Source organism: Chroococcidiopsis sp. CCNUC1 (assembly GCF_023546805.1).
Classification (GTDB): Bacteria; Cyanobacteriota; Cyanobacteriia; order Cyanobacteriales; family Chroococcidiopsidaceae; genus Chroococcidiopsis; species Chroococcidiopsis thermalis.
The window spans coordinates 6,289,819-6,315,136 of sequence record NZ_CP097480.1; the positions used below are offsets into that span (position 1 = coordinate 6,289,819).

The 25,318-nt window shown below is 44.6% G+C and carries 22 protein-coding genes and 1 pseudogene; 9 read left to right on the forward strand and 14 right to left on the reverse strand.

Annotated features, from left to right (window positions below):
* Positions 1-58 precede the first annotated feature (58 nt).
* From M5J74_RS29095 to pcrA, 6 genes are all read right to left on the reverse strand, one after another.
* Complete coding sequence (locus M5J74_RS29095; RefSeq protein ID WP_009632497.1) at positions 59-157, reverse strand: photosystem II reaction center protein T; 99 nt, start codon at positions 155-157, stop codon at positions 59-61.
* Positions 158-286: 129 nt separating this feature from the next.
* Positions 287-1,840 carry a photosystem II chlorophyll-binding protein CP47 gene (gene psbB / locus M5J74_RS29100; RefSeq protein ID WP_015157352.1) on the reverse strand — a complete coding sequence of 518 codons (1,554 nt, stop codon included), beginning with the start codon at positions 1,838-1,840 and terminating at the stop codon, positions 287-289.
* A 260-nt stretch (positions 1,841-2,100) separates the two neighbouring features.
* Positions 2,101-2,226 carry a hypothetical protein gene (locus tag M5J74_RS32975; RefSeq protein WP_255410090.1) on the reverse strand — a complete coding sequence of 42 codons (126 nt, stop codon included), beginning with the start codon at positions 2,224-2,226 and terminating at the stop codon, positions 2,101-2,103.
* Positions 2,223-2,555, reverse strand: coding sequence for a hypothetical protein (locus M5J74_RS29105; protein ID WP_015157353.1), 333 nt, complete (start codon positions 2,553-2,555; stop codon positions 2,223-2,225). Before M5J74_RS29105 ends, M5J74_RS32975 begins: the two co-directional genes overlap by 4 nt.
* A 131-nt stretch (positions 2,556-2,686) precedes the next feature.
* On the reverse strand, positions 2,687-3,244 hold the full coding sequence (locus M5J74_RS29110) for a Uma2 family endonuclease (RefSeq protein ID WP_015157354.1): 558 nt from the start codon (positions 3,242-3,244) through the stop codon (positions 2,687-2,689).
* Between the two features lie 66 nt (positions 3,245-3,310).
* Complete coding sequence (gene pcrA / locus M5J74_RS29115) at positions 3,311-5,695, reverse strand: DNA helicase PcrA (RefSeq protein ID WP_250014763.1); 2,385 nt, start codon at positions 5,693-5,695, stop codon at positions 3,311-3,313.
* A 217-nt stretch (positions 5,696-5,912) separates the two neighbouring features.
* On the opposite strand from pcrA, the gene M5J74_RS29120 reads away from it, so the two are divergent.
* Positions 5,913-6,260: a GrpB family protein gene (locus M5J74_RS29120; protein WP_250014765.1), complete on the forward strand. Its 348-nt coding sequence runs from the start codon at positions 5,913-5,915 to the stop codon at positions 6,258-6,260.
* Between the two features lie 93 nt (positions 6,261-6,353).
* On the opposite strand, the gene M5J74_RS29125 is transcribed toward M5J74_RS29120, so the two are convergent.
* Entirely contained in the window at positions 6,354-7,136 is a 783-nt protein-coding gene (locus M5J74_RS29125; RefSeq protein WP_015157357.1) for an MOSC domain-containing protein, read from the reverse strand.
* 73 nt (positions 7,137-7,209) lie between these two features.
* Positions 7,210-7,401, reverse strand: a complete 192-nt coding sequence (locus M5J74_RS29130) for a DUF2949 domain-containing protein (protein ID WP_015157358.1) — start codon at positions 7,399-7,401, stop codon at positions 7,210-7,212.
* Positions 7,402-7,756: 355 nt separating this feature from the next.
* Between M5J74_RS29130 and M5J74_RS29135 the strand changes: the two genes are divergently transcribed.
* From M5J74_RS29135 to M5J74_RS29145, 3 genes are all read left to right on the forward strand, one after another.
* On the forward strand, positions 7,757-8,722 hold the full coding sequence (locus tag M5J74_RS29135; RefSeq protein WP_015157359.1) for an orange carotenoid protein N-terminal domain-containing protein: 966 nt from the start codon (positions 7,757-7,759) through the stop codon (positions 8,720-8,722).
* Between the two features lie 239 nt (positions 8,723-8,961).
* Positions 8,962-9,456, forward strand: a complete 495-nt coding sequence (locus M5J74_RS29140; RefSeq protein WP_106168184.1) for a pentapeptide repeat-containing protein — start codon at positions 8,962-8,964, stop codon at positions 9,454-9,456.
* Positions 9,440-9,703, forward strand: coding sequence for a DUF1830 domain-containing protein (locus M5J74_RS29145; protein ID WP_250014767.1), 264 nt, complete (start codon positions 9,440-9,442; stop codon positions 9,701-9,703). The genes M5J74_RS29140 and M5J74_RS29145 overlap by 17 nt, the downstream gene beginning before the upstream one ends.
* Before the next feature lie 12 nt (positions 9,704-9,715).
* Here the strand turns inward: M5J74_RS29145 and M5J74_RS29150 are convergent, their stop codons facing one another.
* The gene (locus M5J74_RS29150; protein WP_250014768.1) at positions 9,716-11,641 is read right to left on the reverse strand and encodes an iron uptake porin; all 1,926 of its coding nucleotides are present in this window, start codon (positions 11,639-11,641) and stop codon (positions 9,716-9,718) included.
* Between the two features lie 600 nt (positions 11,642-12,241).
* On the opposite strand from M5J74_RS29150, the gene M5J74_RS29155 reads away from it, so the two are divergent.
* Both M5J74_RS29155 and M5J74_RS29160 read left to right on the forward strand, forming a co-directional pair.
* Positions 12,242-12,772 carry a J domain-containing protein gene (locus tag M5J74_RS29155; protein WP_041463569.1) on the forward strand — a complete coding sequence of 177 codons (531 nt, stop codon included), beginning with the start codon at positions 12,242-12,244 and terminating at the stop codon, positions 12,770-12,772.
* Between the two features lie 81 nt (positions 12,773-12,853).
* Complete coding sequence (locus tag M5J74_RS29160) at positions 12,854-13,126, forward strand: DUF3143 domain-containing protein (RefSeq protein ID WP_015157364.1); 273 nt, start codon at positions 12,854-12,856, stop codon at positions 13,124-13,126.
* Positions 13,127-13,221: 95 nt separating this feature from the next.
* Here M5J74_RS29160 and uppS read toward each other — a convergent pair whose 3' ends face one another.
* From uppS to lysA, 3 genes and pseudogenes are all read right to left on the reverse strand, one after another.
* Positions 13,222-13,968, reverse strand: a complete 747-nt coding sequence (uppS, locus tag M5J74_RS29165; protein WP_015157365.1) for a polyprenyl diphosphate synthase — start codon at positions 13,966-13,968, stop codon at positions 13,222-13,224.
* Positions 13,965-14,903: a diadenylate cyclase CdaA gene (gene cdaA / locus M5J74_RS29170; protein WP_015157366.1), complete on the reverse strand. Its 939-nt coding sequence runs from the start codon at positions 14,901-14,903 to the stop codon at positions 13,965-13,967. Before cdaA ends, uppS begins: the two co-directional genes overlap by 4 nt.
* Before the next feature lie 104 nt (positions 14,904-15,007).
* Positions 15,008-16,518, reverse strand: a pseudogene (gene lysA, locus M5J74_RS33730) (diaminopimelate decarboxylase).
* 135 nt (positions 16,519-16,653) lie between these two features.
* Between lysA and rimI the strand changes: the two are divergent.
* Both rimI and M5J74_RS29185 read left to right on the forward strand, forming a co-directional pair.
* On the forward strand, positions 16,654-17,322 hold the full coding sequence (gene rimI / locus M5J74_RS29180; RefSeq protein ID WP_106216972.1) for a ribosomal protein S18-alanine N-acetyltransferase: 669 nt from the start codon (positions 16,654-16,656) through the stop codon (positions 17,320-17,322).
* 397 nt (positions 17,323-17,719) lie between these two features.
* A complete protein-coding gene (locus M5J74_RS29185; RefSeq protein WP_015157369.1) occupies positions 17,720-20,194 on the forward strand; it encodes an ATP-dependent Clp protease ATP-binding subunit in 2,475 nt (824 codons plus the stop codon).
* 81 nt (positions 20,195-20,275) lie between these two features.
* Here the strand turns inward: M5J74_RS29185 and M5J74_RS29190 are convergent, their stop codons facing one another.
* Both M5J74_RS29190 and M5J74_RS29195 read right to left on the reverse strand, forming a co-directional pair.
* On the reverse strand, positions 20,276-20,992 hold the full coding sequence (locus M5J74_RS29190; RefSeq protein ID WP_181245352.1) for an SGNH/GDSL hydrolase family protein: 717 nt from the start codon (positions 20,990-20,992) through the stop codon (positions 20,276-20,278).
* An 89-nt stretch (positions 20,993-21,081) separates the two neighbouring features.
* Entirely contained in the window at positions 21,082-23,895 is a 2,814-nt protein-coding gene (locus tag M5J74_RS29195; protein WP_250014770.1) for a PAS domain S-box protein, read from the reverse strand.
* A gap of 727 nt (positions 23,896-24,622) precedes the next feature.
* Between M5J74_RS29195 and M5J74_RS29200 the strand changes: the two genes are divergently transcribed.
* Positions 24,623-25,120, forward strand: coding sequence for a molybdenum cofactor biosynthesis protein MoaE (locus tag M5J74_RS29200; protein WP_015157372.1), 498 nt, complete (start codon positions 24,623-24,625; stop codon positions 25,118-25,120).
* Positions 25,121-25,318: the final 198 nt, after the last annotated feature.

Below are 25,318 nucleotides of genomic sequence, written 5' to 3' on the forward strand. Positions count from 1 at the left end.
AACAGCGGTGGAAAATGGATATGATTTGGCTATTTTTAGCGAATTAAGCCGAAAAAATTTACTTTTTCTCAATACGAGGTGGTTCGCGAAAAGCTATGGCAAAGAATAGAGTACCAATAGCTAGCGCGAGAATCAAAATGTAAGCAACGCTTTCCATGTCAGTATTCCCTAACGACTTCCTTCTTACTGATAGTTTATCAATCAAAAGAAAAGAACGGTTACATTAACTGCTAGAAAAATTGTTTCCCGACAATATATTTAACCGTTCTTAACAACTGACCTCAGTTTAGGCTTCCTTACGGCGAGTGGTCTTGTCACCCACTTTCTGGAACAGCCCCCATTCGACTTGTTCTTCCAAATCTGCCTCGACCCCTGCGAATACATCGCGGAAGATCGTGCGAGAACCGTGCCACAAATGACCGAAGAAGAATAGCAAGGCAAAGGTAGCGTGAGCGAAGGTGAACCAACCTCTAGGGCTAGTACGGAATACACCGTCAGGCTTAGCAAGTGCTAGATCGCCAAATCTGGTGCTTTGATCGCCGTCAAAATTGATGATTTCGCCACCTTGAGCTTTACGAGCATACTTCTTCACGTCGGCTGGGTCGGTAAAGGTTTGACCATCCAACTCACCGCCGTAGAAGCTAACAGTTACACCTGTTTGCTCGAAGCTATACTTGGATTCTGCCCGCCGGAAAGGAATATCGGCACGGACAACACCATCTTTATCTGTTAAAACAACAGGGAAAGTTTCAAAGAAGTTAGGCAGACGACGAACTTCTAATTCTCGTCCTTCTTTATCTTTGAATACGGGGTGTCCTGCCCAAGACAGAGCAATACCGTTGGTCTTATTCATCGGACCGACGCGGAACAAACCACCTTTAGCAGGGCTGTTACCTACGTAGTCGTAGAACGCCAGTTTTTCGGGAATTTCCGACCAAGCTTCAGACAAGCTCTTACCCTCAGCCACGCTAGCTTGCACGCGGCGGGTCATTTCTTGTTTGAAGTAGCCATCATCCCACTGATAGCGGGTAGGACCAAACAGTTCGATTGGGGTTGTGGCGTTACCGTACCACATCGTCCCTGCTACAACGAAAGCAGCAAAGAAGACGGCAGCAATACTGCTAGAAAGCACGGTTTCGATATTCCCCATCCGCAGAGCTTTGTAAAGCCGTTCTGGGGGTCGAACTGTCAAGTGGAATAAACCAGCAATAATACCAACAACACCCGCAGCAATGTGGTGAGCTACCACGCCGCCAGGATTAAACGGGTTAAAACCTGCTGGTCCCCATTCCGGCGCGACTGCTTCTACGTGTCCGGTGATGCCGTAGGGGTCAGAAACCCACATCCCTGGACCAAATAGTCCGGTGAGGTGAAAAGCACCAAAGCCGAAGCAAAGTAGACCAGACAAGAATAAATGGATACCAAACATTTTTGGCAGGTCTAGAGCAGATTCGCCCGTGCGGGGGTCTTGGAAAAGTTCCAAATCCCAATAAACCCAGTGCCAGCAAGCAGCTAGGAATAATAAACCGGAAAGAACGATGTGAGCGGCAGCAACGCCCTCAAACGACCAGAAACCAGGGTCGTAGCTGGGAGCGCCCATGACGTTCCAGCCACCCCAAGAGCCAACTACACCCAAGCGTGACATGAAGGGCAGTACGTACATACCTTGCCGCCACATGGGGTTTAATACTGGATCGCTGGGGTCGTAAATAGCTAGTTCGTATAGAGCCATCGAACCAGCCCAGCCTGCAACTAGTGCTGTATGCATTAAATGTACAGCAATCAACCGCCCTGGATCGTTCAGGACGACTGTGTGTACTCTGTACCAAGGTAGTCCCATCGACTACGCTCCTCCTCGATGAGTTATTTCTACAGGATAATTTTTCGGCTTTTTGTTATTGCCATCAACCGAGCCTTACTAGATATGGATCTGGACGATCCATCTGACTTGTAAAATTCAGCAATGGTATTCAATACAAAAATGAGAATTATTAAAGAAGTGTAACTATTGGCGGGACTGAATGCAATACGAGAATCAGTTATCAGTTGTCAGTTGTCAGTTATCAAGGGTTTCAAGAGCCAGGAGTCGTAGGGGCGGGTTCACCAAAGATCTCTGACTCCGACGAAGATTTCGGGTGAACCCGCCCGTACAGGAGTTGCTGAGTCAGGAGCCAGGAGAATATGAATAGAAATCCGATCGCGCACCACGCACCACGCACCACTCACTGTACTACAGATTGAATGCTTTTGAGTTGGCACATAGCTTCGGCTATTCCCAAGCGATCGATGACTTGTTCGGCAGTGATTAATCGCTTGAGTACAACTTGTCCGATCGCCTGTTTTGTGCCATTACTGGAAGCAGTAGCGGGTCTGACTTCTACAGTCATGATCGTGTCTTCTACCCGATACAGCCATAATTTTTCATGAGCTTCTACCAAACAAACGTTCAGTCGTTGAATGTCTGGTCGTCGCCGCCAAGCTGTTTCATTCCATAAACCGTCAGATGCCCAGACTCTACCTACTGTCCATCCCTCAGTGAGAAAAAAATATTTCACGGGTTTTTGCAGCTATTCGACTGGATACTCCTCGACTAGCTTATAGGATTTGATTTGGCGAAACAAACTGGATTTGATACAGTTTTCAGGAATGTAGGCGGTGCGATCGCACTCACTCAATCTTAAAACGTCTAACCAAACAATCTTGCCACAGCACAGCTAAAACCAGGCAGTAAAGGCGAGGTAAGTTCGTCACTGGTAAATAAAGTTGCTACCGTAACCAGCGTTGCATGTTCGCGGCGATAAACTTGAATTTGCTGCAAGCGCGGATCTGCTATCCAATATTCACACACTCCTTGAGCAGCATATAGCTTGAGTTTAGCCTCTTTGTCGCGGCGTTCGTTGGTTTCCCCTGGTGATAGTACCTCAACAACCAATTCTGGTGCGCCAGTCAAGTGTTCTGCTTCGTCTAGCAAAGCAGCCAATCGCTCTTTACTTATCCAAACTACGTCAGGAATAACGTTATCAGCATCAGTAAAAATAATGCCAGGGGTAGGTACTACTTCTCCTAACCCAGTTTGCAACGACCAAAGATCTAACTCTCTACAGATATTTTTAATAGTTTTTTGGTGTCCCCAGCCTGGTGCGCGTGTCACAAATAATTCCCCATCGACAATTTCATAGCGATTGCCATTATCTGGCAACAACTCTAAATCGCTAGTCGTCCATCGTACTCGCGCCTGACTCATAAAAAGCTCCTTGTATTAGTCATCGCTCGTCAATCAATACCCATTACCAATTACCCAATACCAATCTCATTCTACTTTTTGTAGTGGATCGATTTTAGGATTGACAATTTTTGGCGTACCGAGACTAGCAAACCGAACTGCTAAAGAAATTTTGTTACCAGAACCGAAAATGTGAGTTACTTCGCCAATACCAAAGTTTTTATGGAAAATGCGATCGCCTACACGCCAGTCCCTCTCTAAATCTGCCTCTGATGAATTTTTGCTAGCACTATTATTCTGAGGATGGCTCCACTTTTGAGTTAGTTGGTGAGTCGATCTAGTCGATGTATTAGGAACTTTCGCTTGGCTAGAAAGATGAAAACTGAGTAATTCTTTGGGTAATTCTGCCAGAAATTGAGATGGAATTGCAGGTTCGCGGGAACCGTAAAGGCGACGTTCGCGGGCGTGGGTGAGGTAAAGTATTTCTTGAGCGCGAGTAATTCCTACATAGCACAAGCGGCGTTCTTCTTCCAACGATTTAGGATCGTCAAGCGAACGATAGTTAGGAAGTAGTCCTTGTTCTAACCCCACAAGAAAAACAACGGGAAATTCTAATCCTTTGGAAGCATGAAGCGTGAGGAGAGAAACAGCAGCTTGTCCTTCTTTCAAATTGTCTAAATCGGAAGTTAAAGCTGTACTGGCAAGAAAATTTGATAGGTTAACCTCCTCGTTTTCTTCTTCAAATTGTAAGACGGCGTTATAAAGTTCTTGTACGTTTTGCAGTCTATCTAAACTTTCATCCGTGCCTTGATTTTGTAAATCTTTGACATAGCTAGACTCATCTAAAACTCCTTGCACGATCGCACTCGGAGAAAGAGTATCTACCTGTTCTTGCCATTTGCGAATTAATTGGGCAAAATTGTTGACACCCTTAGCCGATCGCCCTGCTAAAGTGTTAACTGATGTCTCGTCATTGAGAATTTCCCAAAAGGGTAAATTAAGTTGTTGGGCAGCATTAACTAAATTATCAATTGTGGTTTTACCTATACCGCGACGGGGAGTATTAATCACTCGTAATAAACTTACGGTATCGTAAGGATTGACAATTGCTCTTAAATATGCCAAGACATCTTTAATTTCTTTGCGATCGTAGAACTTCAATCCACCGACAATTGTGTAAGGAATACCTTGACGAACTAGATTCTCTTCTATGGGACGAGATTGAGCGTTAGTACGATAAAGAACGGCAAAACTACCCCAATTGAATTCTGAATGTTGCTGTTCTAAACTACGTAAATGATTGATGACAAATTGGGCTTCGGCGATTTCATCATCAGCTTTATAACAGTAGATTTTTTCTCCTTCTCCCCGTGTTGGTTTGAGAATTTTATCGATCCGCTGGGTATTATTTTCAATTAGTTGATTAGCGGCTTGTAAAATAGTTTCTCTAGAGCGATAGTTTTCTTCTAACTTAACCATCGTGCGGGTATCTTCGTCAGGTAAGCCATCACCAAAGTCGGCTTGAAAGTCTAACAGAATGGTGAAATCCGCCATGCGAAAACTATAAATTGACTGATCGGCATCGCCAACTACAAAAATTGAGCGATCGCGCCAATTCCATTCACTTTTTCTCGTCTCACCATTGGTTGTGAGTAAATTAATTAAATCGTACTGAATTCGGTTTGTATCTTGATATTCATCAACTAGAATATGTCTAAATCGCTGATGCCAATAGCCAAGAACTTGTTCGTTCTGCTGAAATAACTTAACTGGCATTAAGATCAGATCGTCAAAATCCAAAGCGTTGTTTTCGGCTAGCTTATCTTCGTAATATCCGTAAACTTCCGCAATAACTCTACCGCGATAGTTAGGCTGTTCTCGTTCAAAATCGCGGGTAGAAAGTCCCTGGTTTTTAGCATTGCTAATAGTGTAGCGGACGGAACGCGGTTCAAATTTCTTGTCGTCTAATTGGAGTTTTTTAGTAATGATTTCCTTGACTACACTTTGAGCGTCAGACTCATCGAAAATCGAAAAGTTTTTTGTCCAGCGTCTCCCTTTCTCATCTTGATATTTTTCAATATCAAATCGGAGAATCCGGGAAAACAAACTGTGAAACGTACCGATCCACAAATCTTTAATATAGGTTTTGTAAACCTGCGATCGCAATCTTGTTTGTTCGTGAGGCGCTAATTTATCCAATGGTTTATTGTATTGACTCAGTGCTATTTGTTCGGCAAAGATTTTTTGAATCCTGTCTTTCATCTCCCGTGCCGCTTTATTAGTAAAAGTCACAGCTAAGATATTATGAGGATCGACACGGTGTTTGAGAATCAGATTTGCAATCCGATAAGTTAATGCTCTCGTTTTACCAGAACCCGCACCCGCAACCACTAGCAAGGGACCGCAAAAATGCTCTACAGATGTACGCTGACTGGGGTTAAGGTGACTTAAAAAATCTGTGGTTTTGGTCATACTTTAAAAACTAGAATTATAGTTTTATATTTAATAGCTGGAAATGTGCTATTCTTCGCTAAAATGTCCATGAATCTGTTCTAGAGCCGAGTCGTTGCGACATGACAATAATTTTCGGACTCACGTGGTAGCCATTCTTACTATAGAATGCCTCTGCTTGTCATTCTCTATTAGAGATACATCTAACAGACCATAGAAATTATATGGTAGCCGCTTTGTGGCAGTTGTAGGGATGCGATCGCCCCAAAAATCGAGAGTAGATGCAGGATATGAATATCGATGGCGTAGCGATCGCCCTCCAGGGCATATGATGTTTGTTAAGCGATCGCCTGATGGTAAGCGTACCCATCACGTTCATATGGCGACTGCTGGACACACATTATGGGAAAGATTGTATTTTCGCGATTATCTCTGTAGCCACCCAGCAGAAGCCGCACGCTACGCACAACTAAAGCGAGATTTAGCAGCTCAATTTTCAGGCGATCGCGAGGCTTATACTAATGGTAAAAGCGAGTACGTTAATCTAATTACTACCAAAGCAAAATTAGATGCAACAAACTCTTAGTCCGCGCCGGCGGACTTTGCTTGTGTAGCTGCGAATTCTACTCGCTCTATTTAAATTCTGAATCGTAAGGTGAGCAATGCCCACCTTACGATCCTATATTGAAACTGGATCGCCAATTTTTAAGATTTTTCCTACTTCTGACGACGGAATTTTTGTATTGATACTTAACCGATAAAAGTGGTCGAATCTCTCTGGAGTTGTCCAATCTGGTAGGGTTTCTTTACGTTTAGAAACAAAGATTTTCTGAAAATTCTCTGTGGCTACTGCTGTTTTTGAATCTCTTGTGGGTACGATGCATCTCGCACAAGGATTAATTCCAGCAAATACAACTTCTCCAATTTGAAACTGGATACTATCCCCTACTTTGGTAAATAATCGGTCTTCCCAAAATGGAGGTACGCCATCAATTTCTATATTTGCTCGTATCCGATTCCTCATTTCCTCAACACTTATGTCAGGAAACCAGGAGGTAACTTCTGCAAGCGTAGCTGCACTGATTATTGTAGGACCAGAAGCATTAGTATCATCTGGAAACCCTGTGAAATTATTTTGCTTAATGTTGACAGGTAAACCAAAATAATTGCTCAACCAAGCTTCTAACTCCGAACGCTCTTTATCCAAGTGAAAAGTAACGCTCTCATCTGTTCCTTGGACTTGTAACGATAGCTGTTGACAATCTGCATCGAATTGCGATCGCAGCAAATGAACCTTAGCATTGCGCTTACCATTCACAAATCGCCCTTTTTGGTCAAATAAGGCATACTCGCGATCGTGCTGGAGTGCGCCACTTGCTAATACACTGACTTGAGACAAAGTGATGCCATCAAGCGATTTAACCGGAAAAATCGAAATTTTTGCCAGATAAGGCTGTATCATAAGCCATCACTTTATATTGCTACTCAAGACAATAGTTGATGTGAAGTTACACGAGTTACAGCGTTAGTAGATCCTACACCATTTCTAACCAATCGAACACGCGGTTTAGTTGTGGCAAGGTAATAAATCCGTATTGCCAAAGTACCATCGGCAGAAAGTTTAGCTCCTGTTCTCCCTTTTTTAAAGCTAACGCGATCGCTGCTTCTGAAACCGACAATTCGTCGCGTAAAAAGCTCATCAAATCATCCCGAACGTTAGATTTCATATACGTTTATCCAATTAATGCATTTTTTAACTAAATGGTAATGTAACAAGCATTGTAAAGTTATGCAACGTTTTCTCAGAATTATTTAGCTTGCAAGCAGCACTTGGACTAGCCGCTACTGTGTAACTTGGTGTGCGACTGCGCGATCGCTTGCTCGATTAAACTACCTAATGGCGCGTGCTATCTACTGGATCGAGCGGCAAAACGATTGAAATCGATAAACTTCTTTACAAAAGTTAACTACTTTGTTACATTTATTTACGTAACCAAGTGGGTATGTGCTAAAGCCCCAGCTTTAGCATTTTGCCTTAAATCTCAAAATCGACTAATACAAAGCAATCTGGAGCTTCCGATCGTGACATATACTATCGAGTCGGCACAAAATATTTTCTCTGGAACTCAAATCCCCAGTCCAATTCCAGCCACTATAGCGCTGTTCGACCAACTGAGCGTTGACGATCGCCTAGCGTATCTTTGGTATGCTTACACGGAAATGGGTCGGACAATCACCCCCGCAGCTCCAGGCGCGGCTCGCTTACAACTGGCGGAAGGATTGCTCACCCAAATCAAACAAATGTCACCTGAAGAGCAAACCAAAGTCATGCGCGACCTTGCTAATCGCATTGACACTCCGATCAACCGTTCCTATGGTTTCTTCAGCGTGAATACCAAGCTAGCTTTTTGGTACGAGTTAGGAGAGTTGATGAAACAGGGGATCGTCGCTCCAATTCCAACTGGCTATCAAATGTCTCCTGGTGTCAAAGTCGTCCTAGAAGCAACTCAGAAACTCGATCCAGGTCAGCAGATCACAGTTCTGCGCAACACAGTCGTAGACATGGGATTCGATACATCCGACTTGGCTCCCAGCAGCTCTCGAAAGAGTGCAGAACCAGTATTTGAACGCACCGAACCCGTCACCACCAATGTCAAGATTGAAGGAATTAACGAGCCTGCGGTGTTGCAATATGTCGAAGCAATGAACGCAGACAATTTCGCTGCTGCTATTGCTTTGTTTACTGCTAATGGTGCTTTACAACCCCCATTTCAAAAGCCAATTGTCGGTCATGAGGCGATCGCGAAATACATGCGCGAAGAAGCGCAGGGTTTAAACATGATGCCGAAACAAGGTATCTGTGAAGTACAACCAGATGGCTCCAAACAAGTAAAAGTCACTGGTGTCGTCCAAACTCCTTGGTTTGGTGTCAACGTTGGGATGAATATTGCTTGGCGGTTTTTGATCGATCCTCAAGGCAAGATTTTCTTCGTCGCCATTGATATGCTTGCTTCTCCTCAAGAGTTACTCAACCTGCGTCGGATGTAAAACGTTCTAAATGGGGAGTGGTGCTAGCTAGCACTGCTCTTTCAAACCCAATATATCTCGCAAGCGCGGTGAAAAGATTTAGGAGATCCCCCAACCCCCTTTCCAAGGGGGCTTTATAGAAGATCCCCCAACCCCCTTAAAAAGGGGGCTTTAAATTCCCCCCTTTTTAAGGGGGCTAGGGGGGCTCGAGATCTTCAACTTCCGTGCTTAACTCCTGGCGTATTTATGAATGCCGATCTATGAATGTTGATACTCTACTAGAGCTTTATACTGCTGGCAAAAGAGATTTTAGTTGTTTTGACTTGCGCAGAGTCGATTTGAGTGAAATCGACTTGAGTGGAGCCATCTTGAGCAGAGCAGAGTTAGCTGGAGCCAACCTGAATGGAGCCAACTTAAAAGGAGTCAAGCTCAGCGAGGCAAACTTAACTGGAGCTACCCTTTGGAGAACTGACCTTAGCAATGCGACTTTGTATAAAGCCATCCTGAGTAGAGCAATTCTTATTAAAGCTAATTTAAGCAGTGTAGATCTACGTGACACTTTATTAAATAGAGCAGATTTGCGCTTAACGAATTTAACTGGAGCCAATCTCAGTGGTGCTAATCTGACCGGAACAGATTTACGTTACGCACAATTAAAGTTAGTAGAACTAACTGGGGTAGATCTGAGTCAAGCATGTATAGTTGGAGCATCGATCCAAGACTCATTATTGTATGATTATGACGAAAATAATTAGATCTCTACCAGCTGAGCAAGAGAGTCTTATACTATGCTGCTACGTTAATGCAACCAGCCAAATTCAGGTGATTCGCATTGTCGATCTTCCCAGTTACTATTTTGAACGGGCAGTTTTTCCAGGACAACGGTTTTTGTTTGAAGCTTTACCCAGTGCTGAATTAGAGGTTCATACGAGTATGACAATTGATTCGCTCTTAGCCGATAAAATTTCTCGTTTGCACCTTCAAGTTGATAACGGCAATTGATGAAGCGATCGCTTAAAAGCTAAACTGCGCTCTTAAGTTACCTACATAGATCGTTGGGTTATCGCTAAAGTTATTTGGATTGGCAATCAGATAAAACGCTGGTACTAAAGCTATATTATCTGTTAGTGGAAAATAATAATTCGCTTCAAACTCGTACTGCACGCCACCATTTCCGCCTCCAGCAACAAGAAAATCGCGTCCATCCAAGATGGCAAACGGTCTGACATAAGAGATAGTTAATAGCGCCCCCTCCTTACCTAAATCGGGAAAAGCAACACCAGCTTGCATTGCTTGAGCTTCAATTTCTCCATCACCAGGCACTAGATTTGTCTTGGCATAGGTGTAACGTCCGAAGAAACCGATACCAGGAGTTAGCAACCAATCAAAATTAACTCCATAGGTATCAGCTAAACCAGCATCCAAACCACCATCAGCAACGAGTCCTGTCACTGGATCGAATACCGCAGAACCACCATTATCTGCAATTCCGTAAATTGGCTCTCCTGTTGCACCACCAATGACTCCGCCAATTGCTTGAATCCGCGTCCGATTGTATAGCAGCCTTAAATTAAAATTTTGGCTGGGCGAGTAAGTGAGTTCAGCTGTTGCGGTGTACGTACCACCAAATAAGCCAAACCTCGGATCGCTAGAGGTGTTAAATCCAGGTGCGATCGTACTAGAAAGAAATTCTGTATTTTCTCCAATGTAACCTGCGGTCAATTGCAATTGCTTGCTAGGCTTCCAAGTTATAACCGCCCCCGATCCTCGGTCGATCGCATTGACTAGCGTACCGCCATTGGAGTTAAAACTATTCGCACCCGTGAGGATGAAGGTAAAAGCGTTGTAGTCAAATAGGCGATACCAGTTAATCCGGGGACCAAAAGCAATTTCAAGATTATCCCCCACGGGAAAACTGTAATACAATTCGTGGATAACGACATCATTACCCAACCCTTGAATCCCCGCAGTTTGGTCAAAAAAGGGTACGCCGTAGGTGTTGTACAGCCCTGCTGAGGTGAATTGGTTGGCGGGAGAGTCGGCATTACCTGCGACTAGCCGCACCTTGAGGCTATCCCTACCATTGAAGGAAGTATCGAAATTTAACCAGATCAGATCGCTGAAAGTAATTTCTGGATCGTCTGTAAGTTCTTGTACAACTGGTCTGCCTGTGACTGCATCTCTTCCCCCTCGTCTAGCGACAACGCCGCCAAATGCAGCTGGCGGAAAGAGCTCGACTGATTCAAATTGTACGTCACCATCGGCAAAAGCTCCCGTGACGTTAGCCCAAACTAGAGCGCTTAATTTCGTTGTAGTCGAGAATTGATTGGCTTCTAGTTCTGCTGTCGCTGCTTCTAAAGCATCCACGCGACCGCGCAAAGCAGACAATTCAGCGGCAAATTCTGTCTGCAATTTTTGCAGCGTATCGGCATCTTCTTGCTTAACGGTATCTGCCGATGCTGTAGCAATGAGTTCGTTAATTCTGTCCAAACAGGCATTCAAACCAGCCGCAAATTCATATCTCGTTAAAGCACGGCTGCCTCGATAGGTGCTGTCTGGATATCCTGCAATACAACCATAACGCTCTACCAATGACTGTAACGCTTGAAATGCCCAGTCAGTAGGTTGGACATCTGATAGCTGCGATACAGATGTGACTTGCGCCATCGAGTCGCCACTTGCTGCTTCCGGTATCTCGACTCTAGGAGTCGTCGCTAGATCGGTTTCAGGTTCTATGGAAGTACGATTGGTTGCGTGACGATCGCTGCGATCGGGAGGTAGTAATAATTTAGCTTCGCGATCGTAATTCATGCTAGCTAGTGTCTGTTTTGAGCTAACTTCTACCGCGTTAGTCTCTGCACTTGCTCTATAACTATCAACGGCATGACACGCTAATATTACCGAGGCGATCGGCAATACTTGCAACAAGAATTTATGCATTTATCCTCACACCCAAACGCACACTTTGATATTCAGAATGCAGGGTTTAGACTAGCAAAACTAGCTTCGGGTAAATGTGTTTTTATATACAATTCATTCGGACGCGCTGCGAACTCTAATTCAGAGTCTCGATCGCATATATAACGCTGGTAGGGGCGCACAGCTGTGCGCCCCTACAGTCTGTGTATTTCACCCAATTGAAAACCGCTATAATTCAGAGTTTCGATCGCGTAACCAAAAAGCAAGCAAAAAAATTCTAAGTCTAGTCTAACCTTGTATTCATCCATCGGGAAAATTTGAAAATCTTGGCTTTATACTTAAGTTCTATAATTATTCGCTTGTCTAAAAAGTATGTTTCAACTAATTTAAAAGTGCAAACATAGTAGAAATATATTTTTTTGAAACAGAGATATTTTCTGTACTTTTAAGTTGAGATTTTGAATCAAACGTAAATTTTATTACTACTGAACTTTTAAATTAAATCTGAGATGAAATGCAGCTGCTTAGCATGAGTAGATTTAAAATAGATAAAAAACTAACCGCACTAGTCAAACTGCCGTGACTCAACACTGGGGAATGCCAAATAATAGCGATCGCCCCATGTCAGACCGCGTGTCAGACCGCATGACAGACCAAGCCACTCATTATACCCTGCTTGGACTGCATCCCTCGGCATCGCCAATCGAGATTCGTCGTGCCTACCGACATCTCAGCAAGCTGTATCATCCTGATACAACTGACTTACCTTCAGCAATTGCTACTGTCAAATTTCAGCAGCTCAACGAAGCATATGCCACGCTGAGCAATCCAGAACGGCGGACGAATTACGACTTACACATTGGCTATTCTCGTCTGTATGTCATCCAACCACCTCCAGATTTTCAGCGCGCAGCCGCACGACAAGACGAACGGCGTTCCTCTGCTTACCTCGACCCTACAGATCGTCCCCTGTCATCTGGAGAAGTTTTTGTCTTGTTTATTTTGGGATTGACCTTCATAGGTTGTATATTATTGGCGATCGCTATTGCTACGATCCGGGGTGATACCTTGCAAACTCCAGTCCCGCCAGCTCAGTTATCAATTGTCAGTGTAGAGATGTTACATGTAACGTCTGTACAAAGTTATCAATAAAGAGCGGCGCTTTGGCTGGTGGCTAGGAAATTCCAACTTACGACTTACGACTTACGACTTACGACTTACAACTTCTAATATATGTCCTTACCTTCTGCCGACACTCCCTTATACAATCATCCTTTACCCCAAATCGAGCAGTGGTTGAAAGACCAAGGTTGCCAACAAGACCAAAAGCAACTGCATTGCTGGCACATTCAAAAATCGAACTGGGAAGCCGAACTATGGCTAGATATCGACCAGTTGACGATCCGATACATTGATGCTGAAGCAGTAGGACAAGACATTCAACGCTCTTTTAAATATTCTCTCAGCCGAAAAGATATAGAGCAGGCTGTATTTTCTGGACCCTGACTCAATTTGAGATTTTAGATCTTCACACTTGTCTCTACTCTCTTAAAGAGCATCACACACTCTTTCCCTACTCTCTACTCCCTACTCCCTTACAATCACACTTTCCCAAACCGTCGTTCCCGTTGTTGGTAAGCAGCCAAAGCCCGATGAAACTCCGTGCGGTTGAAGTCGGGCCACAGAGACTCGGTAATATAAATTTCGGCATAAGCCATTTGCCAGAGGAGAAAATTACTGATGCGCATTTCTCCACTGGTGCGGATCAATAAGTCAGGATCGCTAATTCCAGCCGTGTAGAGGTGGCGCTCGAAGATTTCTTTGTCAATCTCTTCTGGTTGGAGCAAACCTTGCTGTACTTGCTGGGCGATCGCTCGACAAGCGTGCAAAATTTCCTGTCTACCACCGTAATTCGTGGCAACAGTGAAGCGGATACCTCGATTCGACCTTGTTTCAGCCATCGATCGCTCGATTTCCGATTGGAGACTGCGCGGTAAAGCCTCCAAATCTCCTACAAACCGAATTTGGACGTTTTCCTCTAGCATTTCCTGCAATTCTTTCCGCAGAACGCGCTCGAACAAAGTCATCAAAAATTCAACTTCTTCTAACGGTCTGCCCCAATTTTCGGTCGAAAAGGCATACGCCGTTAATGCTTGTATACCCCAATCTCGACAACAGCGTAATAAATCTTTGAGAACATCCACCCCCCGTTTGTGTCCCATGATACGGGGTAAACCCTGCTTTTTTGCCCACCTACCATTACCGTCCATAATTACTGCAACGTGTCTGGGCAGTTTTTCTTGTTCTAGATCGAGAGGCAATTGCAACACAATCGGCTTTACAGTCATTTTTTATTTCGGGGAGACGCTGGTAAGTTTAGACCAAAAAGCGCAAAAAAACGAGTCATGAGAATCCTAACTCGATTGCCAATTTGATTTACCAGACCGCGTATGCTTGGGGCTACAGCTTCCCGTTCCACAGCTGGCGAGAATCGAGCTTCCAACAATTCTTTCAGTTTACTGCTGGTCAGCGGTTTATTTAATATTCCTCGTTCTGCCAGCGAAATTGACCCTGTTTCTTCCGACACGACCACGCATACGCAGTTTTCTACCTTCTCCGTGATGCCTAAAGCAGCTCGATGGCGCGTCCCCAATTGACGAGGAGCTGGACGTTCGTAAAGGGGCAAAATCACCGCTGCTGCAACTACCCGCGAACCTCGAATCAAACAAGCGCCGTCATGCAATGCTGTTTTTGGATGAAAAATTGTCAGTAAAATTTCTTTTGAGACTTCCGCATTTAACTTTACGCCTGGAACTTTGAGATCTCGCTCGTCAATAGGACTGTCTGTTTCCAAAATGAGCAAAGCACCGATGCGATTTTGAGACAGTTCTCTCACCGCATCTACGATTTCATCAATGACGCTATCGGGTTTTGGTACGATACGTCTTCCTGGCTGCAATAGCTGTCGAAATTCTCCCCTACCCAATTGTTCTAAAAAACGGCGAAACTCAGATTGGAAAGTGACTGCCATTGCTACAGCAGAACCAACCACCAATTTCTCCAATACAAAACTCAATAGCGGCAAACCCAGTCTGGCACTGATGGCAGAAGCAAGCATGAGGAGAATAAAACCCCTGACCATCCACAAGGTGCGGCGCTCTCCAATGATGACCAGCACCATGTAGATTAGCGCCAAAACCAAGCCCAGATCGATAGCGTAAAATAACAACGACTGAGTCCAGCCAAAGTCTGTTGTCAGCCATTGCTTCCACCAATCTCTCATGAGCGAAATATGAAATCTGAAGAATTGAATTTGTTAACGGTTGGCAGTTAAAAATTAGTGGCTGACGGTTAACTGTATAACTGTCAACTGTCAACCTTTTGCTCTTAGCCTAGTAATGAATCGGGCAGGCAGTCTTGCCGAATTAAGTCTTGATAGGTTTCGCGACGAAGAAGCATCTTTGCTTCTTGATTCGCCACTACCACTGCTGCTGGTCGGGGCAAGCGGTTGTAATTAGAAGCCATGCTGTAGTTATAAGCACCAGTTCCCATTACTACCAAAATATCCCCTGGCTCAGTTTGCGGTAAAGATGCCTCTTTTATTAGGATATCGCCTGACTCGCAGTGTTTTCCAGCAATTGTGACGGTTTCGCTGACTGGTGCGGACATTTTATTGGCGACTACAGCACGATAAAGCGATTGATAGGTAATCGGTCGAGGATTGTCGGACATCCCGCCATCGATCGCCACATATGTCCGAATTTCCGGTACGGTTTTGCTAGAGCCAATCGTATAGGCAGTAACGCAAGCAGTACCGATGAGCGATCGCCCGGGTTCGCACAATAATTTTGGTAAAGGTAAGTTTTGAGACTCGCAGGCTGCTTTCACGGCTTGACAAAGTGCTTGTACCCATTCGTCAATACTGGGTGGATCGTCGGATTCTGTATATCGAATTCCCAATCCACCTCCTAAATTTAACTCCGTAACAGGCAGTCCATAGCTTTTCGCTTTTTCCATCCACTGCACCATCACTTCAGCCAAGTCTTGATGGGGTTGGCGCTCGAAAATTTGCGAACCGATGTGGGCGTGCAATCCGACACAAGTTAAATTGGGTTGTTGTCCGATAAAGGCAAAAACTGCTTCAATCTGGTCGGGATCGAAACCAAATTTACTATCCAAATGCCCAGTTCTGATGTAATCGTGGGTGTGGCAGTCGATTCCTGGTGTTAATCGCAACATTATCCGAGTCGGGAGTTGGGAATCACTTCCTTGTCCCCCTTCGCCCCTAATCCCCACTCCCTTCGGTCGCGGGGACCCCGAGTTCCCCCTTGTCCTCCTTGTCCTCCTTGTCCCCCTTGTCCCCCTTGTCCCATTTGCGCTAAATTCTTCAACTCATACCAGTTATCTACCACAATCGTGCAGCCAGACTCGATCGCCAGCGATAATTCTTCTACAGATTTATTATTACCGTGAAAGTAGATAACTTCTGGCTTGACACCTGCTTGTAGTGCAGTATAAAGTTCTCCTCCAGAAACAACATCAATGCCCAAGCCTTCAGAGTGGGCGATCGCGCATACTCCCAAGCAACTCCAAGCTTTTGAGGCATAAAGTACCTGAAATTCTCCAGGGTAATAGTTTTGAAACGCCTCGCGATACTGACGGCAAGCGCTGCGGAGGGATTCTTCGTCTAGAATATATAGCGGCGAACCAAACTGCTGTACGAGTTCTGTCACGTCGCAACCACCAATTTCTAGATGATCGTGGCTGTTGATTCCTGCTGTCAGTGGTAAAAGTTCTTGGTTGGGCGATCGCTGAGCGTTCTCATTTCTGTTATTTTCTCGATTAAATATATATTGACGACCGGAATTGTCTACTCCAGCAAGCTGAGTCGATAGCATAATTATGTAAACTGTCCTCTTACAGGGCATGAGTGGGTCTAAACTTAAGTTTACAATTGCTGCATGTTTAGTTACGCAATGAGTAGTAAGTCGTGAAAATACAAACGATCTAATAACTGCTACTCCCAATCCCTAATGAGTGCTTGCCTGTCAATCCAACCAATATTGCCATCTGTCCTACCTGCGGTACTGGAACTCGACAATCTTTGTTTCGGTAAACTATGGACTCTCGAAGCCTATCAACGCGAAATAGATAGCCCCAATAGCGAGTTACTAGGATTATTTCTGGAAAAAAATCAGGACAACCAGGACGAGGAGGCAGGTGAGCAGGTGGGCAACTACCAACTACCAACTACTAACTACCAACTACCAACTACCAATTACCAACTCCTAGCAATGGGCTGTTTCTGGGCAATTTTAGATGAAGCTCACATTACCTTGCTGGCGGTTCATCCCGATTATCAGGGACGAGGTTTGGGACAAGCATTGCTTTGGGGATTGATGCAGGCTGCACGCGATCGCGCCTTGGAACGAGCGACTCTGGAAGTGAGGGAATCTAATCAACCAGCTATCTCTCTTTACAGCAAATTTGGTTTTCAACTAGCTGGGCGCAGGCGACGATACTACAAAGATACGAATGAAGATGCCCTAATTCTGTGGCAGAGTGGGTTGCAACAACCGGAGTTTCAAGCTAAGTTGACAGGCTGGCACGATCTGGCAAGCGATCGCCTCCAACAATCTGGTTTCAGCTTAAACGTTCAAAAACTAGAGATTACCCGTCCAGAGTCAAGAAATTTGAGCTAAAAAGCTTGACAAATGACTGATTTTATCCACATAATTTCTGGTTGGAAGCAATTACGCGGCTGAAATACTGATGGATTTATCCCGAATTAAAAGCGACAAGCAATCGCTTTTTCAGGCTGAGTCAAGGGCAGCAATGACAGCAGATAAGCGAAGCTTCTGAGTTGAGGCAAAAATTTTGGCTGCATAAGGCGGTTTTTGCCAGGTTCGATGGCGTAGTGACGCTCTTAGATATGGATTGCAAAGTAGGCGTGGATTAAAAAACTATTAACAAAAGATAAAGATTGCGCTCGCAGTAGGTGAATCCTGAGCTGGTTGTCGGTAATATCAATAGACAGCCAGATAATTAGCATGTGCTAAAATCAGCGTACCGGCACGACTCAGGTGATGGAATACAGCCATGTTTGAACGCTTCACAGAAAAAGCAATTAAGGTGATCATGCTGGCCCAGGAAGAAGCTCGCCGCCTGGGTCACAACTTCGTAGGCACAGAGCAGATCCTCCTGGGTCTGATTGGAGAAGGCACGGGCGTAGCAGCTAAAGTCCTCAAAACGATGGGTGTCAATCTCAAAGATGCCCGGATCGAAGTAGAGAAAATTATCGGACGCGGCTCGGGATTTGTAGCTGTAGAAATTCCCTTCACCCCAAGAGCGAAGCGGGTTCTGGAGCTATCTTTAGAAGAAGCTCGCCAATTAGGGCATAACTACATTGGCACTGAGCATCTCCTGTTGGGTCTGATCCGTGAAGGAGAAGGCGTAGCGGCTAGAGTGTTAGAAAACTTGGGAGTTGACCTATCGAAGGTACGCACTCAGGTAATTCGCATGTTGGGAGAAACGGCTGAAGTTTCGGCAGGCTCCCAGTCTGGACGCACCAAGACCCCCACATTGGACGAGTTCGGTTCCAATTTGACCCAAATGGCAGGAGAAGGCAAACTCGATCCTGTAGTCGGTCGTGAAAAAGAAATCGAGCGCGTGATTCAGATTCTGGGTCGGCGCACGAAAAACAACCCCGTGCTGATCGGGGAGCCAGGGGTAGGTAAGACTGCGATCGCTGAAGGTTTAGCCTCTCGGATCGCCAACAAAGACGTACCCGACATTTTGGAAGAAAAGCGCGTCGTCACCCTCGACATTGGCTTGCTCGTAGCAGGTACGAAATATCGAGGTGAATTTGAAGAGCGCCTGAAGAAGATCATGGACGAAATCCGTTCTGCTGGGAACGTGATTTTGGTAATTGACGAGGTGCATACCCTGATCGGTGCGGGTGCAGCAGAAGGGGCGATCGATGCAGCAAACATCCTGAAGCCAGCTTTGGCGCGGGGTGAATTGCAATGTATCGGTGCAACAACCCTTGATGAGTATCGCAAGCACATCGAGCGGGATGCAGCCCTAGAACGACGCTTCCAACCCGTGATGGTGGGCGAACCTTCCGTTGATGAAACTATTGAAATTCTCTTCGGACTGCGCGATCGCTACGAGCAGCACCACAAGCTGAAAATCTCCGATGCGGCGCTAGAAGCAGCAGCCAAACTGTCCGACCGTTATATTAGCGATCGCTACCTGCCAGACAAAGCCATTGACTTAATCGACGAAGCAGGTTCGCGGGTACGGTTAATTAACTCTCAGTTACCCCCAGCAGCGAAGGAATTAGATAAAGAACTGCGTCAAGTATTGAAAGAAAAAGACGACGCTGTACGCACTCAAGATTTCGACCGGGCGGGAGAACTGCGCGATCGCGAAATGGAACTAAGAGCAGAAATTCGAGCGATCGCTCAATCCAAAACAGGTACTACTAAGAGCGAGGGTGATGACTCTCCCGTAGTCACGGAAGAAGATATCGCTCAAATCGTTGCTTCTTGGACTGGCGTACCAGTCAACAAGCTGACCGAATCCGAGTCTGAAAAGCTGCTGCACATGGAAGACACCCTGCACCAGCGCTTGATCGGTCAAGAAGAGGCTGTTAGAGCGGTTTCTAAGGCAATTCGCCGCGCCCGTGTCGGCTTGAAGAATCCCAACCGTCCGATCGCTAGCTTCGTGTTCTCCGGTCCTACTGGGGTTGGTAAAACCGAGTTGACAAAATCTTTGGCGGCTTACTTCTTCGGCTCCGAAGATGCGATGATCCGCTTGGATATGTCTGAGTACATGGAACGGCATACCGTTTCTAAATTAATTGGTTCGCCTCCTGGTTACGTCGGTTACAACGAAGGCGGACAATTGACAGAAGCCGTGCGTCGTCGTCCTTATACCGTAGTGCTATTCGATGAAATTGAAAAAGCACACCCCGATGTCTTCAACATGCTGTTGCAAATTTTGGAAGACGGGCGGTTAACAGATGCCAAGGGACGTACAGTAGATTTCAAGAATACCTTGATCATTCTTACCTCGAACATTGGTTCTAAGGTAATTGAAAAAGGTGGCGGTGGAATCGGTTTTGAATTCTCCTCGGAAGATGCAGCCGAAACTCAATACAACCGCATTCGTTCCTTGGTGAACGAAGAGTTGAAGCAATACTTCCGTCCAGAGTTCCTCAACCGCTTGGATGAAATCATCGTCTTCCGTCAGTTGAGTAAGGCAGAGGTGAAAGAAATTGCCGATATCATGCTCAAGGAAGTCTTCGGACGCTTAACTGAGAAGGGCATTACCCTCACAGTTACCGAACGATTCAAGGATCGCTTGGTAGAAGAAGGCTACAACCCCAGCTATGGTGCTAGACCATTACGCCGCGCCATTATGCGCCTGTTAGAAGATAGCTTGGCAGAAGAAATTCTGTCCGGTCGCATCAAAGAAGGCGATGAAGCTGTGGTAGATGTCGATGACACTGGTAATGTAAAAGTGTTATCGCAAGAGCGCAAAGAGTTATTGCCTCAAGCAGCCGAGTAATTAGTTTAAGTTAATTTAAATTTGTAGGGTGGGCATTGCCCACCTTATTTATTGATTAATTTCTTTCAGCTCATCACGAGTTCAATTTGCCTTCAACATTGCATCTTTAATAGCTTGATGCCCTAAATCATTAGGATGAATGAAATCGTTGCTAACTAAAGTACTAGCACCACGATTGAGCATGTACTGATAAACGTCTGCCCACTTAGTATGATATCGCCGCGCGATCGCTTTGGTTGCATCCCGATATTGCCGATGTTTTGTAGTAGAACCTGCATTATAGGGCGGGTAGAGAGAATAACCAGTAGGATTTATGTAAGGGGGAGAACCAATAACAATATGATTGGGAGGGATTCCATCTGAAATTAGTCCCGCTACTACTTCATCTAAATCATTTTGAAAGTTCATTGTCGAAAAATTAGCTCCGTTGTAGCGCAGATCGTTTAAGCCGTAGAGAATATAAACATAATTAGGAGAGCGCTGAATGATATCTTGCTGATAGCGATCGCGACCGTTATTTGCTAAAACTGGAACAGTATTTTGTAAAACTGTAGCCGAAATTGCTTGGTTATCTTCTTGCAGATTCAAAGCATTTGTTACTAAGGTAGACCAGCGATGACTACTGTTTGATGCACCGTCACCATACGTAATACTATCACCAAAAAAAATCGCGACTCGATGTCCAAAAGTTACACTCGCACTACCGTGTACGACGATCGCGATCGCTATGTATAGTACACCTAGTAAGATTGAATTTAGTAATAAAACTGGATGTTTAGAACTTTTGTAACTGTTCAATAGAAATACGCTCCTCATCTGACGAGATTTTTTTCAATCTTGTCAAATCTAGTTAATTTTAAATCTAGTTAATTTTAAAATAACTCAAGCTATTCTGTATCCAACAACTGGCGAATAGTTCTTAGTAACTCTTGAGCAGTGTAGGGTTTGACCAAAAATGCCTTGACCCGATCGCTTACAGATGTCAATAATCGATCGTTTGCTGCCAACCCACTTGTAGCTATAATTTTGACCTCAGAATTCAGTTTTTGTAACGTGCGAATCGTCGTGACACCATCCATTGCAGGCATCATCATATCGACCATCACCACGCTAATTTCCGAGCGATGTTGCACGTAAATTGCGATCGCATCAATCCCGTCAACCGCAGTCAGGACTCGATAATTATGTGCTTCTAAAGAAGTTTTAATAATCTCGCGAATTGCTACTTCGTCATCTGCAACTAAAATCAATTCTCCATGACCAAATGGAATTTCTCGTTCGGGCGATCGTGGCTGTTCTTCAGCCTCTTTTGCAGGTAGATACACCTGAAATTGAGTTCCTTTTTTCTCCTCGCTCGTGACTTGAATAAATCCCCCGTGTCCTTTGACAATTCCAATTGCGGTAGAAAGTCCTAATCCAGTACCTTTCCCAATGTCTTTGGTTGTGAAAAACGGCTCGAAAATTCTCTCTTGCACTGCTTTTGACATGCCCATTCCTGTATCTGCAATGGTGATGACAACATATGCACCAGCCTTTGCTTCTAAATGCATCCCTGCATAGTGTTCGTCTACTAACAAGTTCTCAGCCGCAATTTTTAAAACTCCACCATTCGGCATTGCATCGCGAGCGTTGACGCACAAATTCATTAAAACTTGATGCAGTTGCGTAGCATTGCCAGCCACCGCCCATAAATCTGGGGCGATATCTGTATAAACTGCTATTGACTTAGGAAAAGTCTCTTTGATAACTTGTTTTATTTCTGCTAATAAATGTCGCAGTTGTAAAACTGTTTGTTGTCCTTCAACCCCACGAGCAAATGATAGCACTTGCTTGATCAAAGCCGCACCCCGCTTTGCATTAGTCTCGATTGTTTGTAAAATCTGCAAGTTGCGCATGTCGTAGGTTTTCAACTGCAACAGTTGGGCTGACATTAAAATTGGAGCCAAAATATTGTTTAAATCGTGAGCGATACCACTTGCTAAAGTACCGATACTTTCTAATCGCTGAGCGCGTAAAAATTGAGTTGTCAGTTGTTTTTTCTCAGTAATATCTGTATCGACGCATAAAATCGATTTGGGTTGTCCTTGTTCGTCGCGCATCAACGTCCAACGGCTTTCGACGACGATCTCTTTGCCAGCTTGCGACACTTTTTCTAACTCGCCATACCACTCACCTGTGCCAAGAACTGTTTGCAAAGCTTGGGCGTGTAAAGATGTTTTTTTGTATAACAGCTCAAATGCACTCGTGCCTATAGCCTCTGCTGCTGTCCAACCATACAGCCGCTCTGCACCGCGATTCCAATATAAAATGCGATCGCTACTGCAATCTTTGACCAAAATGGCATCGGTAGTGACATCTAATAAAGCAGCCTGTTGACGAATCTTCTGCGCCGCTTGCTTACTTTCAGTAATATCTTCAACAATATAAGCAAATCGAGCATGATGCTCTCGGTTGCCAGCAATTGCCGAAACTGTGGCTGAGAGCCATTTTTTCCCTAATGGTGTTTTGTGGGGGTACACAAATTTAACTGGAGTTTGGCTGCGTTCTGCTTCTCGGTAACGTTCGATCCAAGTTTGGATGTGATGCTGCGGTACTCCCATCTCGCTCGCAAGTCGGTGCTGCATCATCTGAGGAGAGAAGCCGAAAAAATTGGCAGCAGCAGCGTTGTCATAAATATGTAAAATATCGTTTTCGCGCAGTTCTACGATCCCCATCATCATGGAGGCGCTGTCATAGAAACTCCGCAGAATCGATTCGCTTTCTCCCAATGCGGCAGCTGCTGTAACGCGATCGCTAATATCGGTTAAAATGCTGACGAAATAGAGCAATCTTCCCGTATTCTCAAATACGGGGGTAATTTTTATCTCGCTCCAGAAGGTTTGTGCGTCAGCTCGATAATTTAATAGCGTAGTTTGCACTTCTGTATTTTGAGCGATCGCCCGCTCGATTTTGGCGATCGCTTGCGGATCTGTGGCTGTTCCACAAAGTAAGCGCCAATCTTTGCCTAATACTTCTGTTAGGTGGTATCCAGTCATGCCGCAGAAAACTGAATTAGCATAGACAATCGGACACCCATGCTGATGCGGATCGGTAATGAAAACCCCCTCAGAAACAGCAGCCATTGCTTGAGCCAGCATCAAATTTTTTGCCGATGCTTGTTTCAGAGCTGCAACTGAGCGATCGAACTGAGTATGAGCTATGGTTAAATCTGCTAACTTGCGCTGTAATTCTAACTGGGTAACGATCTGCTGGCTGAGAACTTTGAGTATGGCAATTTGTTCGGGATTTAACTCTCGCGGTACGTAATCGATGACGCACAAAGTTCCCAAGGCGTAACCTTCCGGTGTTACCAATGGTGCGCCAGCATAAAATCGAATTTGTGGATCTGTCGTGACGAGAGGATTAGTCGCAAATCTTTCGTCCTGCAAAGCATCTGGAACGATGAATACATCTCGTTGTAAGATTGCGTGAGCGCAAAAAGCTAAATCGCGATGGGTCTGAGTGACGGTTAAACCAACTTTAGACTTAAACCATTGCCGATCGCGATCGATCAGACTAATCAGAGCAATCGGGGTAGCGCAAATCCGAGCAGCGAAATGGGTAAGACTATCAAATTCAGCTTCAGGCTGAGTGTCTAAAATTTGGTATTTATTGAGGGCTGCAAGCCTCATAGCTTCATTTATAGGCGCTACAGCTTTCATACTCTTTCCTACGCTCAATTACGCTCTTTGATTATTTTTCCCCTTCGATCGCTCTGGAAAAACAAATAGCTTTGATTCCGTTTTTGCTGGCAGGTTATCTATTCTGAATCTTAGCGATCGAGGCAAATAGATCGCGATCGCTAGTTTATGCTGTTACTCCACTCTATTTATTTGGATAGATGACAAATACGTGAATATTGCTTTTGAATTACCGAAATCGCTATGGGGATCGCTAAAAAACCTTTTATTATAGTAATGTTTTTATTTGACTTTTGTTATATTTTTTTTGATGATTTTTAATCATTTTCAAACAAAATACATAAATCTAGAGAGTAATTATTTTGAGTAAAATTACTCAAATAAAGAAGCGATCGTAGTGCCGAAAAGCTAGTATATGCTATCGCTCTCTACAACACAATTGTCCCAATAGATAAAAAATCTATATAAAACTAAGTCGCAAATGCTGACGAAATTGTTGAGAAAAGTTAAGAAAGGCAGTTATCAGTTATCAGTTATCAGTTATTAGGGAGTAGAGAGTAGGGAGGACAAGGGAGACAAGGGAGCGGTCAGCCAACAACCAACAACCAACAACCAACAACCAACAACCGTCAACTGCCTCCTGTCTCCTCGATTTTGACCTTTGACTTTTGACTTTTGACTTCTAACTGTAAACTTCTCGTGCCACTAAAATAAAAACAGTCCTTCTGAACGCAGAGAATAGGAAAACGTGAGCAACGCTGGAGTTACTACTAACTACCTCTCATCTCCAGTCAAAGCGAGATCGGAAGATAGCTTTGCGATAACTTTCGCACCTTTGTCTTTAGATGCATTCTATGCCCTTGCCGATGACCCAGGCAATGGAGCGATTGTCGTTATGAGTGGGATGGTGCGCAATCAAACTGACGGCAAACCAGTCGTATCGTTGGAGTATCAGGCATACGAACCGATGGCAATGCAGATTTTCAAGCAAATTGCGGCAGAGATTCGCCAACAATGGCAAGACGTGAATCGAGTCGCCATTCACCATCGCATCGGCAAGTTAAAAATTGGCGAAATTAGCGTTTTAGTCGGCGTAGGTTGTCCCCATCGTTCTGAAGCATTTGAAGCCTGTCGCTATGCGATCGACACGTTAAAGCATAATGCCCCGATCTGGAAAAAAGAACATTGGCAAGACGGATCTTCCAGTTGGGTGAGTATTGGGGCGTGCGAGACTCAAGGATGCTAAAAGGTTGGTACGGTGGGCAATGCCCACCCCACACTTAAGTTTTGACTCAATTAGTTGCTAAAACCCAAGGCAAAAATCAACACAGCACCTACTACTGCTAAGATTGAAAGCACCATACCTGCATTTGGACTACCTTTGAAGGAATAGTTTTTGTCATCCATTAGGTATACCTCTGTTTTACAAAGCTACACGTATTGT